The organism is Enterobacter sp. Crenshaw (assembly GCF_024734705.1).
Classification (GTDB): domain Bacteria; phylum Pseudomonadota; class Gammaproteobacteria; order Enterobacterales; family Enterobacteriaceae; genus Enterobacter; species Enterobacter asburiae_B.
Window position 1 is genome coordinate 3,075,319 of record NZ_CP102932.1, and the last position, 14,499, is coordinate 3,089,817.

The window sequence follows — 14,499 nt, forward strand, 5'->3', positions numbered from 1 at the left end:
CATTGAATAAACCTCCTCGATACCGCACCCTGCCCTTTCATTTATTCATATCATTTATGATTTAGATCAAAATCATCAATTTGGGTTTAATCGATAGTTTATTCACGCCACTAAAAAAGGTCCGGGCATTGAATATTCTGTTTTGACATACGGAAATACAGATATCCACATGCCACTAAAGCCAAAACTGTTCTGATTAATTTTGTTTTTTAATACGTTAATGATGTGAGTCCTTCGAATGAAACTTTTCAATAAATCTGTTATTTCTATTTTTATATTTGGGGTGGTCGCCGGTAGCGCCATGAATATTACCAACGCTACTGCTGCCGTTTGGGATGACGCATCAATCACAGATATTGTGAATGACCATCAAGACCAAATTACGCAAAACAGGGTTGATAGTATTGCTCGCGATCTCTCAACTGAAAATCGCTTAACGCAGGTTGATAGCGACCTTCAATCCACTAAATTAGGTGTTTTGGTTATTGAGCAAGCCACAAATGACGCTTACCAAAAAGCCTTGCTTGCTGGTGCGCTTGCAGATACCGCCAATCAAAAAAGCGATGCGGCTTTACAGGGCGTTATGACGAACGGCACAGAAATTATCAATATGGAAAACGTTAACAAAGTGCAAGATAACCGTCTTGACAGCCTGGAAAATGCCCCTAAACCCACTAACGGCGTAGATGGCAAAGATGGCGTGACGACCACCGTGACGCACATGCAGGTAGACGCAGCAACACAAACTAAAGTGGCTAATAATACCCAGGCAGTTACCGCCACCGCACAGGATCTGCTGGCAACGAAACAGACGTTACAGGCAATGAATAACAATACCAACCAGCAATTTAAATCACTGCACGATGAAGTAGATAATAATAAGAAGCAAGCTAATGCCGGTATTTCAGGAGCCATGGCGATGGCAGGATTACCGCAGGTACAAACGAATCAGCATGTTATGTTCTCTGCTGGCGGAGCCACGTACAATAGTGAAAGCGCCCTTGCCGTTGGGGCATCCGTTAACTTTAGTTCACATGTGATCGCGAAAGTGAGCTTCTCTGATGATACCGCCAATAATATGGGAGCGTCAGTTGGCGTCGGAATGGGATTTTAACGAAATACAACTTAAGCATTATTAACTTACGCCATTAAGTTAATAACCTGCTTGCCTCCGGCAAGAATAGCGATGACAGAAAAAACATGCTCAGACATATCATTATTTCAGCGACCCTGTATCTGATGCTCATTGGCGTCGGTATTTGGATCGGCATGATGTACGTCTCCTATTATCTGTGCGTTTTATAAGGTGAACAAAAGTTTAGCCATGAAAACTCAATTAATATGGATTGCACTGATGTTGACGGTAGCGACAACACCGGCTCATGCGATTAACGCGCACTATCGTGCTCAATTAGAACGTTCAGGATGCACTGAGATGAACGCGAATGACGGCTCTTGTGATATCCACAAAACAAAAGCCCAAAATGCGGCGCAGCACGCAACAGCTGCGGTCCACGACCCTTTGCGTGAAGCCACTTTCACATCGGATGCGGTTAACGCCACGATTTCAAACGGCTTTTTTAACGCCACCATTAACGGCAAAAAGGCCACCGTGAAACGTCTGAATGCTCATTTCTATGAGATTCACGGTAATGGTTTTGTTATATCGCTAAGCCTTAATGAGAACGGCATTACGGCGGCGTCCTGGAATAAGACGACGGGGCGTAACCACGGCATTTTGCAGGTGTCGCAGAAATAAAGCGAACAAGGAGGCAGTCTGCCTCCTTTTCGGTCAGCGAATGGCACGATTTGTCACACTCTTTTTTATGAATTTACAGTCAGGGCAGAACACACGTAACATTCTGTTTTTCTTTACCATAAAGTGCAATTTTCTTTCTTAAAAAGGGGATATCCCCTCCCCTGAGCGCCATGTCACAAAACAGTAAACAAATTAACCATTGAGCCCCGTGGCAAAAGGCTCTATATTGGCGGCGTTTTTTTCAGGCCCCCATCTGTTTTTTAACTTTTTATTCAATCGTGGCTCATAACGAAGCGGCGGTTGTAGGAGTGATATGATGACGGATAAAGTCCGTATTGACACCGTAGATGCCCACAAAAGCAACGAAACCTATCTGGCCCGTCAGGCCGAGTTTGAATCTAACGTCAGGAGTTATCCGCGCAAACTGCCTTTAGCCATTACTAAAGCAGAAGGCGTGTGGATCACCGATGCAGATAATAAAGAATACCTTGACTGTTTAGCAGGCGCGGGGACCCTTGCGCTTGGCCATAACCATCCTGATGTGCTGAAAAGCATCCAAAATGTCATTACCAGCGGCTTGCCGTTACATACCCTGGATCTGACTACGCCTCTGAAAGACGCGTTTTCTGAATACCTGCTCTCTCTGCTGCCTGGTCAGGGCAAAGAGTACTGCCTGCAGTTCACCGGTCCATCCGGTGCTGACGCCGTTGAAGCGGCGCTGAAGCTGGCGAAAAAAGTGACCGGTCGTAGCGGTATCATCAGCTTCTCTGGTGGTTACCACGGTATGACCCACGGCGCGCTGTCCGTGACCGGCAACCTGTCTCCGAAAGAAGCGGTTGACGGTATGATGCCAGAAGTGCAGTTCATGCCTTACCCGCACGAGTACCGTTGCCCGCTGGGTATCGGTGGTGAAGCGGGCGTGAAAGCGCTTACGTACTACTTCGATAACCTGATCAACGACGTTGAAAGCGGCGTGCGTAAACCTGCTGCGGTGATTCTGGAAGCCGTTCAGGGCGAAGGCGGCGTGAACCCGGCTCCGGCTGAGTGGCTGCAGCGCATCCGTAAAGTGACTCAGGAACACGGCATTCTGCTGATCCTCGACGAAGTTCAGGCTGGCTTTGCCCGTACCGGTAAATTCTTCGCCTTCGAACACGCGGGCATTGAGCCAGACATTATCGTGATGTCTAAAGCCGTAGGTGGCGGTCTGCCGCTGGCCGTGCTCGGTATCAAAAAGCAGTTCGACGCATGGGCGCCAGGCCACCACACCGGTACCTTCCGCGGTAACCAGCTGGCGATGGCAACCGGTCTGACGACGCTGAAAATCCTGAAAGATCAGAACATCGCGGGCAAAGTTGCCGCTCAGGGCGAATGGCTGAAAGGCCAGCTGAAAGAGATGGCGAAACGCTATCCTGTTATCGGCCACGTGCGCGGTCTGGGCATGATGATCGGTATTGAGATCGTTAAGCCACACGAAGCCGCTGACCACATGGGCTGCTTCCCGGGCGACGGCGAGCTGTCTGCTCTGATTCAGAAGAAGTGCTTCGAAGCCGGTCTGATTCTGGAGCGCGGTGGCCGTAACGGTATCGTTCTGCGTCTGCTGCCGTCTCTTCTGATCAGCGACGAAGAGCTGAAAATCTTCCTGGATAAATTTGAGCAGGCACTGCTTGCTGCGGGCGTTCGCCCGGCGTAACCGGAGTTATTGATTACGATGTCTGATTCAAACCCAATTTTGTTCTCCTCTGCGCAGAGCATTGAAGCTTACCAGCAGGCGCTCGAACAAAGCACTCAGGCTGTGATGCAGTGGCTGAAACAGCCTGAGATGTACCAGGGCAAAACGGTCGCGGAACTGCGCGACCGTATTAAGCTGGATTTCAACCCGAAAGGGCTGGGCAACGAAGCGGCGATTGAACGCGCCGTGGAGTTCTTCCTGAAAGACAGCTTGTCCGTTCATCACCCGCAGTGTGTGGCGCACCTGCACTGCCCAAGCCTGGTCGTAAGCCAGGCGGCGGAAGTGCTGATCAACGCCACTAACCAGAGTATGGACTCCTGGGATCAAAGCCCGTCCGCAACCATTATCGAGATTAAACTGATCGAGTGGCTGCGTACCCGCGTGGGTTATCAGGCCGGCGACGCCGGTGTCTTCACCAGCGGCGGCACCCAGAGCAACCTGATGGGCCTGATGCTGGCTCGCGATGCGTTCTTTGCGCGTCAGGGTCACTCCGTTCAGCAGGACGGCCTGGTCGGCGATTTGCGCAAAATTCGCGTACTGTGCTCTGAAAACGCACACTTCTCCGTGCAGAAAAACATGGCGCTGATGGGTCTGGGCTACCAGTCCGTCGTGCAGGTGAAAACGGACGAATTCTCCCGCATGGATCTGACCGATCTGGCGGCGAAAATCGAACAGTGCAACGCGAACGGCGAGCAGATTCTGGCGATCGTCGCAACGGCAGGTACCACCGATGCCGGTGCTATCGACCCGCTGCGTGCGATTGCAGAGCTGGCCGCGAAGCAGAACATCTGGGTACATGTTGATGCGGCCTGGGGCGGCGCGCTGCTGATGTCTGAGCAGTATCGTCACTACCTGGACGGCATCGAGCTGGTGGATTCCGTCACCCTGGACTTCCACAAGCAGTTCTTCCAGACCATCAGCTGCGGCGCGTTCCTGCTGAAAGAAGCGCGCCACTATGAGCTGATGCGCTATCAGGCGGCGTACCTGAACTCTGAGTTCGATGAAGAAGCGGGCGTGCCTAACCTGGTGTCCAAATCTCTGCAGACCACCCGTCGTTTTGACGCGCTGAAGCTGTGGATGAGCCTGGAAGCGCTGGGGCAGGAGCAATACGCGGCGATCATCGATCACGGCGTGACCCTGGCGCAGCAGGTTGCGGCCTACGTGAAAGAGCAGCCTGCTCTGGAACTGGTTATGCAGCCACAGCTGGCAAGCGTTCTGTTCCGCTTCCGCGGACAGGTGCAGAAGGATGACGCGGGCATCGCCCTGCGGAACCAGAAAATTGGTGATGCGCTGCTGGAATCCGGCCGTGCGAACGTTGGTGTGACCGAGCACAACGGCGTCACCTGCCTGAAGCTGACGCTGCTGAACCCAACCGTGACGCTGGAAGATATTAAAATCCTGCTGTCTCTGGTTGAGCGCACCGCGCAGGAAGTTCTGGCTAAGTAATACAACACCCCTCTTCCGCCGGGAGAGGGGTTATTTTTATACGCCTACCCACCACATCCTTAATTTTAATCCCCAGTAACTCGTCCAGCCCGTCGTGGTGCTGACCACATTACCCTTCGACACAATGACCAGCGTCGGCGTGACGCTCACCTGCCACTGCTGCGACAACGCAGCGTTTTCATCGTTGATCACCGGCATTTTCAGCTGTTTCTTTTCAACCCAGCGCGCAAGCTTTGCGTTATCGCCGGAACGCATGGCAATGCTTACGACGTTGCCCCCCTCTTTCGCCAGTTTATTGACCGAAGGCGTCGTGTAACGGCATATACTGCACCAGGTGGCCCAGACGTAAATCAGCAGCGGCCGTTCCTGGCTCAGTGCCGCGATATCGTGAATATTGCCGTCGATGCTCTGCATCGGTGTTGCACTAAAACTGGCGGGGAGTGTCGGTTTTCGATACCGATCAACACCCCACACTACGGCCAGCGTCAGCAGAACGAATATGATCCCTTCCCGCGCCCAGCGGCGCAGTCGACTGATTTTGCGGTTATCCATTGTGACCTCATGTTTCAACGAAGGTCATCTTAACGGGCAAAACGCCATCACGCTGTAAAGAAGTGTCGCGCCAGGTTTACTCCTGTGTATAGCCGTAGTCGTAATGGCTATATCCCGAGTTGTAATAGAGCGCAGCCGATTTCACGATATCATTGAGGATCGCGCCATTCACCTGCACACCCATTTGCTGCAGACGCTTCAGGCAGTTCTCGATCTCCTTGACGCTGGTTTTACCAAAGCGGGCGACCAGAAGCGTGGTAGCCGCTGCTCTGGCTATCAGCAAGGCATCCGTTACGGCAAGCACGGGTGGGGTATCGACAATCACGATGTCATACAGTTTGTCTATCTGCGACATTACGGCCTGGAAGCGTTCACTCATGAGCAGCTCAACGGGATGTGGAGGTTGGGGTCCGCAGGTCAATACATCAAAACCGCCTTTCTCAACGCGTTGAATTGCTTCCTGCCACTCAACGGTTCCTCCAAGCACGCAGGATAATCCCCGATGATTGCTCAGTTTGAAAACATTGTGGACATATCCCTTGCGCATATCCGCATCAATAAACAGCACTCGCTGTCCGGCCTGAGCGGCAATCGATGCCAGTGAAGTACTGACCAGGGTCTTTCCGCAGTCCTGCGTGGGGCCAGACACCACGACGATCCGGTTTTTGGCATCCATCATGGTAAAATGCAGACTGGTGCGCAGGCCGCGCACCGCCTCGACAAACATATCTGCCGGACGGTCAACGGGAAGAAAAGGTATATTCGACGTCCTGTGCTTCCATCGGGAAGCACACAGATTTCTTCTGCGCAGGTGCGTTTTTTTCCAGAGCCACGTCGAGCGTGGAAGCGTCGCCAGAAGCGGTATCCCCTGCACTTCGAGTTGTTCAGACGAGGTAATGCCCCGCTTAAAGGCTGAACGCACTAAAACCGTTCCTGTAGAGAGCATCAACCCCATCAGCATACCCAGTACAATAATGAACGCTTTGCGCGGTTTGATTGGATCTGGCTGCGTCACGGCCGGGTCAATGATCCGCACGTTCCCGATAGCGCTGGAGCGCGAGATACTCAACTCTTGCTGACGAGTCAGCAACTGCAGGTATATGGTACGCCCGGATTCAACGTCACGACTCAGGCGTAAGATTTCCTGCTGCGTGGAAGGCATGGATGAGACGCGGTTATTCAGGCGCGCGCGCTCTCGCTCAAGTGTTTGTTTCTTCTCCCGCAAAGCACGGTAGGTGGGATGGTCCTTTTTGAAAAGCTGGGAAACCTCTGCTTCGCGGAACGTCAGCTCGTTAAGCTGGTTTTCCACGTTAACTACCTGATCGAGGACTGACTTCGCCTCCAGAGATAAGTCGACAGAATCGCGTTGCTCTCTGTAGGCATTCAGTCGCGCTTCGGCTTCATCCAGTTCCCGGCTGATCTTAGGTAATTGATCCTGTAAGAACGTGAGGCTGCGGGAATCTTTCGCTTCCTGGCGCGCAATATTCTGACTGAGAAAATTTTCAGCAATGGTATTAAGCACCATGGCGATCTTGCCGGAGTCTTCACCCGTTAACGTTAATGCGATCATACCGCTCTGTTTAGCCGACTCCACAACCGTAAGTCTCTTCTGAATAGCGTTGATCGCGTCAAGCCTTGTGACGGTTTCGAGGGTAAACTGGGTGCCAGGTTCCGCGCTGAGCGATGTCACCAGAATCGATATGCCGTCTTTAACAAGCGTTTTTCCCACAACGCCGTCTGCTACAAGCATTTTTCCCTCAAGACGATACCGCCCTTGCTCCTGTACGGTGAGTAAAAGCGTTTGTGGCTTACCTTCCAGAAGAGGAATAGTCAGCGTGCCAATCGTTATTTTATCGGATTTACGTCCCCGCACGTGTTCCCATAAAGACCCGATGACCGGGAACAGACGCCGCTTGACGTTGTACGTCAACCCTAACTGATCGACGGTCTCCCCCAGGATCATCCGTGATTTAAGGAGTAAAAGTTCTGGCGCGACATCTGGAGAGAGATCGGCCTCAAACGAGGTCAAGTTCTTGAGCAGCGAGTTTTTCTGCTTCGATTCAACCTGTACCAGGGCATCAGCCTGGTAAACTGGCGTGACGTTGAACGCATATATCCCCGCACATACCGTGAGCAGGAGTGTGATACATGCGATCGTTACCCGATGATCAAACATCTCAGCAAGCAACTGAAGAAGATCGATTTCATTATTCTGCGGTGTCGCAGCACTATATTTATCTGATTTAGAAGACGACATTACAGCTTCATTCCTTATTGACTCAAACGGCGAGCCCATTCCTGACTGGCTTTTCCCAATTGCTCAAAAACATATTCATAGGCTTCACGACTTTTGTGGTACGGGTCGGGAATGTCCCTGGCTTCCAGCCATTGTCCAAAGAGCAGCGATTTTCCCCTGTTCTCCGGGGCTATTGTGGCAATGAAACGAAGGTGTTCCGGCTCCATTACCAGAATCAAATCGGATTTTTGCAACAGGCTGCGCGTCACCTTGCGGGCAACATGCCCTTCCAGCGAAACGCCATGACGCCAGGCGACAGCCTGCGCAGCCGCATCCGCCGGGCGGCCTTCAAGTCCAAAAATACCTGCCGAGGTTACCTGCTTGCCGGGTAATTGCTGACGCAACAGCCGCTCACCAATCGGTGAACGGCAAATATTGCCGGTACAGACTACTAAGATTGACTGAAACATTACTGCGGCCACGATCTGATGTAACGAACGGTTTCGGTCAGGTCATGGACGCCACTGATGGTAGGCACAAGCTGGGTGATCACGCGATTCCAGCGTGATAGCGGTGCCGTGGTGACGTAGACAATGTCATACGGTTCCAGCTGGAATTCCGTACCCAACACCATGGCTGACGCGTCTTCGGCATTCAGTTGATAGATATTGGCAATTTTGTCCGTGTCGCCTTTTTTCGTTACCTGCCTGATAACAAAAATGCCGGTTGCATCGGCCATATTTTGGTTAAGCCCCCCGGCATTGCCCAGGGCTTCGGCCAGCGTCATGCCGCTACGATCCATCTTAAGCGTACTCTGCTTGACGACTTCGCCCATCACGAACACTTTCAGCGAGTCGTTCCGGGGAATAAAAAGGATATCGCCCGGATAAAGCAGTTTATTTTGGGTCAAATCGCCATGCTGCATAAGCGCATAGAGCGAAAGGCGGGAGTCCTTACCATCATGCGTCAGCACGACGTTGCGCCAGTCTGCATCAGCAGAAAGACCGCCAGCGGCGTTAACCGCATCCATCACCGTCAGCGGAATATTGGTTATGGGTTGCTGGCCTGATTTTTCGACCTCTCCAGTGACATAGGCTTTTTGGGAACGGAAGGCGGCAATGCTGACGTCCACCTGCGGGGTCTCAATGACTTTATCCAGTCGAGTTGTAATCTCTTCACGTACCTGTGAAACCGTTTTTCCCGCCACCCGCAGCTTACCGACGTAGGGATAAAAGAGCGTACCATCGGCATTGACCCAATTGCCGGCATCGCTCGCACTACGATATTGTCCTGCGGGCGTCGTTAATTCAGGGTGATCCCAGACGGTGACCGTCAGGATGTCGCCTGTACCAATACGGTATTCCCAGTTTTTGATCTGTTCATCCAGATTAGGATTTGCCTGAGATTTCGACACGGTCGGAAGTAGCTTTTCAATTAATCCCGGCGTCAGTGGAAAAATCTCCACGCGCTTATCAAGCTGATAATTGACCTCTTCCACAGAAACGACTTTCTTCCCGGACACACTTAAGTTCTGACCTGGGGAAAAAAAACACCCCGTCAACTGACTAACAGTAAGAAATAACAGAGAAAATGCAGTTGTATTTTTCATTTATATAAATATTGGTTTTTTACCGTTGCGTTCATTGTTAATTTTGCAAAAAAATATAAGCTAAGCCATTGAAATTTAATTTTTTTATTTCAGAAACATGCAGTTATAGCATAATAAAATGCAATCCATCCCATTTCTAGTAAAAACAATGAGAATACTCAGCCTTATAAAAACGAAAGTGAGCACGCCTCACCCGAAGTCAATATTAAATGTTGTTCAGTGAGAAAGCATCTATATAGAAGTCCAATTTTGACGTGGAAATTTATTTTTAGAATTGCTCAATGAAATGATAAATATTAAAAATACATAACACATATAACATTCACCACAATGATAAACATCATCCAGTTCGACTACACAAAACCGTCCACTTTTGTTACATTTTTTCTCAAACATACCCTGCGTTGATACTTAAAATGGACTGTCTGCTCCGCTTTGCACGACCTGCAGACGAAAAGTATCTGTAACGATATCACTGGAGAAAAAATGGCTAAGCGTAAATTGCTGCTTCTGGGTGTATTACTGTCTCTGGCGGGATCCGCATTCGCTGCCCCGCAAACGGCCGCTGCGCCATCGGGCATCAAGGCCTATGAAGAACAAGAGTTCATCGCTGACTTTACGAAATTCAAGATTGGCGACACGGCGCCGGCGCAGTACCAAACGCCGGAGTACACCATCAAACAGTATCAGCTGCGTAACCTGCCAGCTCCGGATGCCGGAACCCACTGGACCTATATGGGTGAGAACTACGTGCTGATCGGCGATGCTGATGGCAAGATCTACAAAGCCTACAATGGAGATATTTTCTATCACCGCTAACGCAATTCTGATTCGCCCCTGGCAGGAAAGCGATCGCCCTTTCCTGCGCACGCTCTACCTTCACGCCCGGCGTGAAGCCTGGCCATGGCTGGACAGCGCGGACTGGCAGCTTGAAGACTTTGACGCGGCAACCCGTGACGAAGTGATTTGGGTTGCTGTTAAGAACGGTCATCGCCTGGGTTTTGCCTCCGTCTGGACGAACGATAATTTCCTGCACAATCTGTTTGTCGATCCGCAGTATCAGAGCCAGGGCGTCGGGCATGAGTTGCTAGAACACGTTCAGAAGACGTTTACCAGTACGGGTTCGCTTAAGTGTCTGGTGAAGAATGCGCGGGCTATTGCGTTTTACCAGCGACACGGCTGGCACATAGAGGCGACGGGTAATTCTCCGGACGGAGAGTATTATTTGATGCACTATCGGTTGGGTTAAAGTCGGGTGGCGGCTTCGCCTTACCCGACCTACGTGATGGCGCCATTTGTAGGCCGGGTAAGCGAAGCCACCCGGCAATTAGGAGCTGAGGAATTACACCGCGCGGAACGCGATTTCCCCTGGAATGATTTCACCCTGCCAGTAGAGCTGCGCCGCAACGCGTCCCGCCAGTTGGCGATACATTTCTGCAAATTCGCTGTCCGGACGGCTGACCACCGTTGGCTTTCCGCTGTCCAGATCTTCACGCAGGGTAATGTGCAGCGGCATCTGTCCCAGCAGCTGGGTGTGATACTTCGCGGCCAGTTTTTCTGCACCACCCGTACCGAAGATAGGTTCGTGGTGACCGCAGTTGCTGCAGATGTGCATGCTCATGTTCTCGACGATACCGAGCACCGGCACTTCCACCTTCTCGAACATCACAATGCCTTTTTTGGCGTCGATCAGCGCGATATCCTGCGGCGTAGTCACGACGACCGCCCCCGTGACCGGAATGTTCTGCGCCAGCGTCAGCTGAATGTCACCGGTGCCCGGCGGCATGTCCAGCACCAGATAATCCAGATCAGGCCACATCGTCTCCTGCAGCATCTGCAGCAGCGCTTTGCTGGCCATCGGGCCGCGCCAGACCATGGCGTTATCGTCAGTCACCAGGTAACCGATGGAGTTGGTCGCCAGACCGTGCGCCATAATTGGCGCCATGTGGGTCCCGTCCGGCGAGGTGGGGCGCTGGTTTTCCGCGCCCAGCATGTTCGGAATAGACGGACCGTAGATATCCGCATCCAGAATGCCGACCTTTGCCCCTTCCGCTGCCAGCGCGAGCGCCAGGTTAACGGCGGTAGAGGATTTCCCTACTCCGCCCTTGCCCGAACTGACGGCAATGATATTTTTCACGCCGTTCACGCCAGGCTGGTTTTTCACGCGCTTCAGCGTGGCGATGCTGTGGCTCAGCTTCCAGTCGATCGCCTTCGCACCGGTAATACGCAGCAGCTCAGAGCTGGTCTGCTCTTTCAGCGCGTCAAAGGCGCTGGTCCAGACGAACGGCATCTGCAGCTCAATGTGCAGGGTATCGTCCAGCCAGGCAACGTGGTGTAACGCTTTCAGCGTAGTGAGATTGTGCTTCAGGGTTGGATGCTGAAAGTTAGCCAGCGTCCCGGCGACCATTGCTCGTAAGGCTTCCGGTGATTTGGCCTGGGATTGAGAACTCATCCCGACTCCTTTGTTCTTGTGAATAAGACCTTAGATGAACAAGTTTACCTGAAAGGCCGTGGTTTGTGCTTACTTAATAATGCCCCTTTTGGTAATATCAAAAACCCTTTTCACAGTTAAAAGAAGTAATGCCTACTATGACTCAAGTCGCGAAGAAAATTCTGGTAACGTGCGCACTGCCGTACGCCAACGGCTCAATCCACCTCGGCCACATGCTGGAGCATATCCAGGCTGATGTCTGGGTCCGTTACCAGCGAATGCGCGGCCACGAGGTTAACTTCATCTGTGCGGACGATGCTCACGGCACGCCGATCATGCTGAAAGCGCAGCAGCTGGGGATCTCCCCGGAGCAGATGATTGCCGAAATGAGTCAGGAGCATCAGACTGATTTTGCTGGCTTTGACATCAGCTATGACAACTATCACTCCACGCACAGCGACGAAAACCGCGAACTGTCGGAGCTAATCTACACCCGTCTGAAAGAGAACGGTTTTATCAAAAACCGCACCATCTCTCAGCTGTACGATCCGGAAAAAGGCATGTTCCTGCCAGACCGTTTCGTCAAAGGCACCTGCCCGAAATGTAAATCCCCGGACCAGTACGGCGATAACTGCGAAGTGTGCGGCGCAACCTACAGCCCGACCGAGCTTATCGAGCCGAAATCCGTGGTTTCCGGCGCCACGCCCGTCATGCGTGACTCCGAGCACTTCTTCTTCGACCTGCCGTCCTTCAGCGAAATGCTGCAGGCGTGGACCCGCAGCGGCGCGCTGCAGGAGCAGGTGGCGAACAAAATGCAGGAGTGGTTCGAATCCGGCCTGCAGCAGTGGGATATCTCCCGCGATGCGCCGTACTTCGGCTTTGAAATCCCGAACGCGCCGGGCAAATATTTCTACGTCTGGCTGGACGCGCCAATCGGCTACATGGGCTCCTTCAAAAACCTGTGCGACAAGCGTGGCGACACCGTCAGCTTCGACGAATACTGGAAGAAAGATTCCACGGCCGAGCTGTATCACTTCATCGGTAAAGACATCGTTTATTTCCACAGCCTATTCTGGCCGGCGATGCTGGAAGGCAGCAACTTCCGCAAGCCAACCAACCTGTTCGTACACGGCTACGTGACGGTGAACGGCGCGAAGATGTCCAAGTCTCGCGGAACGTTCATTAAGGCCAGCACCTGGCTGAACCACTTCGACGCGGACAGCCTGCGCTACTACTACACTGCGAAGCTCTCTTCCCGCATCGACGATATCGACCTGAACCTGGAAGATTTCGTGCAGCGCGTGAACGCGGATATCGTCAACAAGGTGGTGAACCTGGCCTCCCGTAACGCGGGCTTTATCGCCAAGCGTTTTGACGGCGTGATGGCGGCTGAACTGGCTGACCCTGCCCTGTACAAAACCTTTACCGACGCGGCAGCCACCATTGGCGACGCGTGGGAAACCCGTGAGTTCGGTAAAGCCGTGCGCGAAATCATGGCCCTGGCCGACCTGGCAAACCGCTATGTGGACGAACAGGCACCGTGGGTTGTCGCGAAACAGGAAGGTCGTGATGCCGATCTGCAGGCCATCTGCTCCATGGGCATCAACCTGTTCCGCGTGCTGATGACGTACCTGAAGCCGGTTCTGCCGCAGCTGGCAGCCCGCGCTGAAGCGTTCCTGAACACCGAACTGACCTGGGATGCCATGGCGCAGCCGCTGCTCGGCCACAAGGTGAACACCTTCAAGGCGCTGTACAACCGCATCGAGATGAAGCAGGTTGAAGCCCTGGTGGAAGCGTCTAAAGAAGAGGTTAAAGCGGCTGCGGCACCGGTGACCGGCCCGCTGGCAGACGATCCGATTCAGGAGACCATTACCTTTGACGATTTCGCCAAAGTTGACCTGCGCGTGGCGCTGATCGAAAACGCGGAATTCGTGGAAGGTTCTGACAAGCTGCTGCGCCTGACGCTGGATCTGGGCGGCGAGAAGCGTAACGTCTTCTCCGGCATCCGTTCAGCCTACCCGGACCCGCAGGTCCTGATCGGTCGTCAGACCGTGATGGTGGCGAACCTGGCGCCGCGCAAAATGCGCTTCGGCATCTCTGAAGGGATGGTGATGGCCGCAGGCCCTGGCGGGAAAGATATCTTCCTGTTAAGCCCTGATGAAGGCGCGAAGCCTGGCCAGCAGGTGAAATAACAAAAAAGCCGGAGATAATCTCCGGCTTTTTTTATGGTTTAGGGTGATGCACCCGGTGGGTCAGCCCGCGCAGGAAATTACGCAGAAACTGATCGCCGCACTCGCGGTAGTTTTTATGATCCGGCGCGCGCATCATGGCGGTCACTTCCGGCACGGATACGCGGTATTTTTGCTCCGTCATGATCGCCACGATATCGTCCGTTTTCAGCGAGAACGCGATGCGCAGCTTTTTCAGCACCGTGTTGTTGTTCACGCGACGCTCCAGCGCCAGCTCCGGCGCGGCCGGATCTTTGCCACGCTTATCGTAAATCAGGCCGTTAAGGAAACCCGACAGAATAATGTCCGGGCAGCGAACGAAGCCCTCTTCGTCTTCTTTGGTCATCCAGGTATCGAAACCGGCAGACGTGGATTCCATGTCCGACAGCGCAAGAATGCGCACCATGTCGTTGTTGTTTGCTTTCAGGGTGTAGCGCAGGCTACGAAGAATGTCGTTACTTAGCATAGAGCCTTCGAATGTCGATGATGCAATGGCGCGCAGTGTACCA

The 14,499-nt window shown here is 52.7% G+C and carries 13 protein-coding genes; 7 read left to right on the forward strand and 6 right to left on the reverse strand.

Features of this window, described 5'->3' with window-relative positions; translation table 11 throughout:
- Positions 1 to 238 precede the first annotated feature (238 nt).
- From NWV12_RS14695 to NWV12_RS14710, 4 genes are all read left to right on the forward strand, one after another.
- The gene (locus NWV12_RS14695; RefSeq protein ID WP_232056979.1) at positions 239 to 1,114 is read left to right on the forward strand and encodes a YadA C-terminal domain-containing protein; all 876 of its coding nucleotides are present in this window, start codon (positions 239 to 241) and stop codon (positions 1,112 to 1,114) included.
- Between the two features lie 210 nt (positions 1,115 to 1,324).
- Entirely contained in the window at positions 1,325 to 1,759 is a 435-nt protein-coding gene (locus NWV12_RS14700) for a hypothetical protein (protein WP_048979969.1), read from the forward strand.
- A gap of 313 nt (positions 1,760 to 2,072) precedes the next feature.
- Entirely contained in the window at positions 2,073 to 3,449 is a 1,377-nt protein-coding gene (locus NWV12_RS14705) for a diaminobutyrate--2-oxoglutarate transaminase (RefSeq protein WP_014884533.1), read from the forward strand.
- An 18-nt stretch (positions 3,450 to 3,467) separates the two neighbouring features.
- The gene (locus NWV12_RS14710; RefSeq protein ID WP_048979970.1) at positions 3,468 to 4,934 is read left to right on the forward strand and encodes an aspartate aminotransferase family protein; all 1,467 of its coding nucleotides are present in this window, start codon (positions 3,468 to 3,470) and stop codon (positions 4,932 to 4,934) included.
- Positions 4,935 to 4,970: 36 nt separating this feature from the next.
- Here the strand turns inward: NWV12_RS14710 and NWV12_RS14715 are convergent, their stop codons facing one another.
- The 4 genes from NWV12_RS14715 to NWV12_RS14730 all read right to left on the reverse strand — a co-directional run bounded on the left by NWV12_RS14715 (position 4,971) and on the right by NWV12_RS14730 (position 9,331).
- Positions 4,971 to 5,486 (reverse strand): protein disulfide oxidoreductase, encoded by a 516-nt coding sequence (locus tag NWV12_RS14715; protein WP_048979972.1) that lies wholly within the window; start codon positions 5,484 to 5,486, stop codon positions 4,971 to 4,973.
- A 76-nt stretch (positions 5,487 to 5,562) separates the two neighbouring features.
- Complete coding sequence (locus NWV12_RS14720; RefSeq protein ID WP_048979974.1) at positions 5,563 to 7,743, reverse strand: polysaccharide biosynthesis tyrosine autokinase; 2,181 nt, start codon at positions 7,741 to 7,743, stop codon at positions 5,563 to 5,565.
- Positions 7,744 to 7,757: 14 nt separating this feature from the next.
- A complete protein-coding gene (locus NWV12_RS14725; protein ID WP_048979975.1) occupies positions 7,758 to 8,192 on the reverse strand; it encodes a protein-tyrosine-phosphatase in 435 nt (144 codons plus the stop codon).
- Positions 8,192 to 9,331 (reverse strand): polysaccharide export protein, encoded by a 1,140-nt coding sequence (locus NWV12_RS14730; RefSeq protein WP_048979976.1) that lies wholly within the window; start codon positions 9,329 to 9,331, stop codon positions 8,192 to 8,194. The genes NWV12_RS14725 and NWV12_RS14730 overlap by 1 nt, the downstream gene beginning before the upstream one ends.
- Positions 9,332 to 9,817: 486 nt before the next feature.
- On the opposite strand from NWV12_RS14730, the gene NWV12_RS14735 reads away from it, so the two are divergent.
- Both NWV12_RS14735 and NWV12_RS14740 read left to right on the forward strand, forming a co-directional pair.
- On the forward strand, positions 9,818 to 10,150 hold the full coding sequence (locus NWV12_RS14735) for an RcnB family protein (RefSeq protein WP_023336316.1): 333 nt from the start codon (positions 9,818 to 9,820) through the stop codon (positions 10,148 to 10,150).
- Complete coding sequence (locus NWV12_RS14740; protein WP_232056980.1) at positions 10,125 to 10,580, forward strand: GNAT family N-acetyltransferase; 456 nt, start codon at positions 10,125 to 10,127, stop codon at positions 10,578 to 10,580. The genes NWV12_RS14735 and NWV12_RS14740 overlap by 26 nt, the downstream gene beginning before the upstream one ends.
- Positions 10,581 to 10,673: 93 nt before the next feature.
- On the opposite strand, the gene apbC is transcribed toward NWV12_RS14740, so the two are convergent.
- Entirely contained in the window at positions 10,674 to 11,783 is a 1,110-nt protein-coding gene (gene apbC, locus NWV12_RS14745) for an iron-sulfur cluster carrier protein ApbC (protein WP_029740176.1), read from the reverse strand.
- Positions 11,784 to 11,920: 137 nt separating this feature from the next.
- On the opposite strand from apbC, the gene metG reads away from it, so the two are divergent.
- Complete coding sequence (gene metG / locus NWV12_RS14750) at positions 11,921 to 13,954, forward strand: methionine--tRNA ligase (RefSeq protein WP_032658904.1); 2,034 nt, start codon at positions 11,921 to 11,923, stop codon at positions 13,952 to 13,954.
- Positions 13,955 to 13,985: 31 nt separating this feature from the next.
- Here metG and NWV12_RS14755 read toward each other — a convergent pair whose 3' ends face one another.
- Entirely contained in the window at positions 13,986 to 14,456 is a 471-nt protein-coding gene (locus NWV12_RS14755; protein ID WP_045888720.1) for a DUF1456 family protein, read from the reverse strand.
- Positions 14,457 to 14,499: the final 43 nt, after the last annotated feature.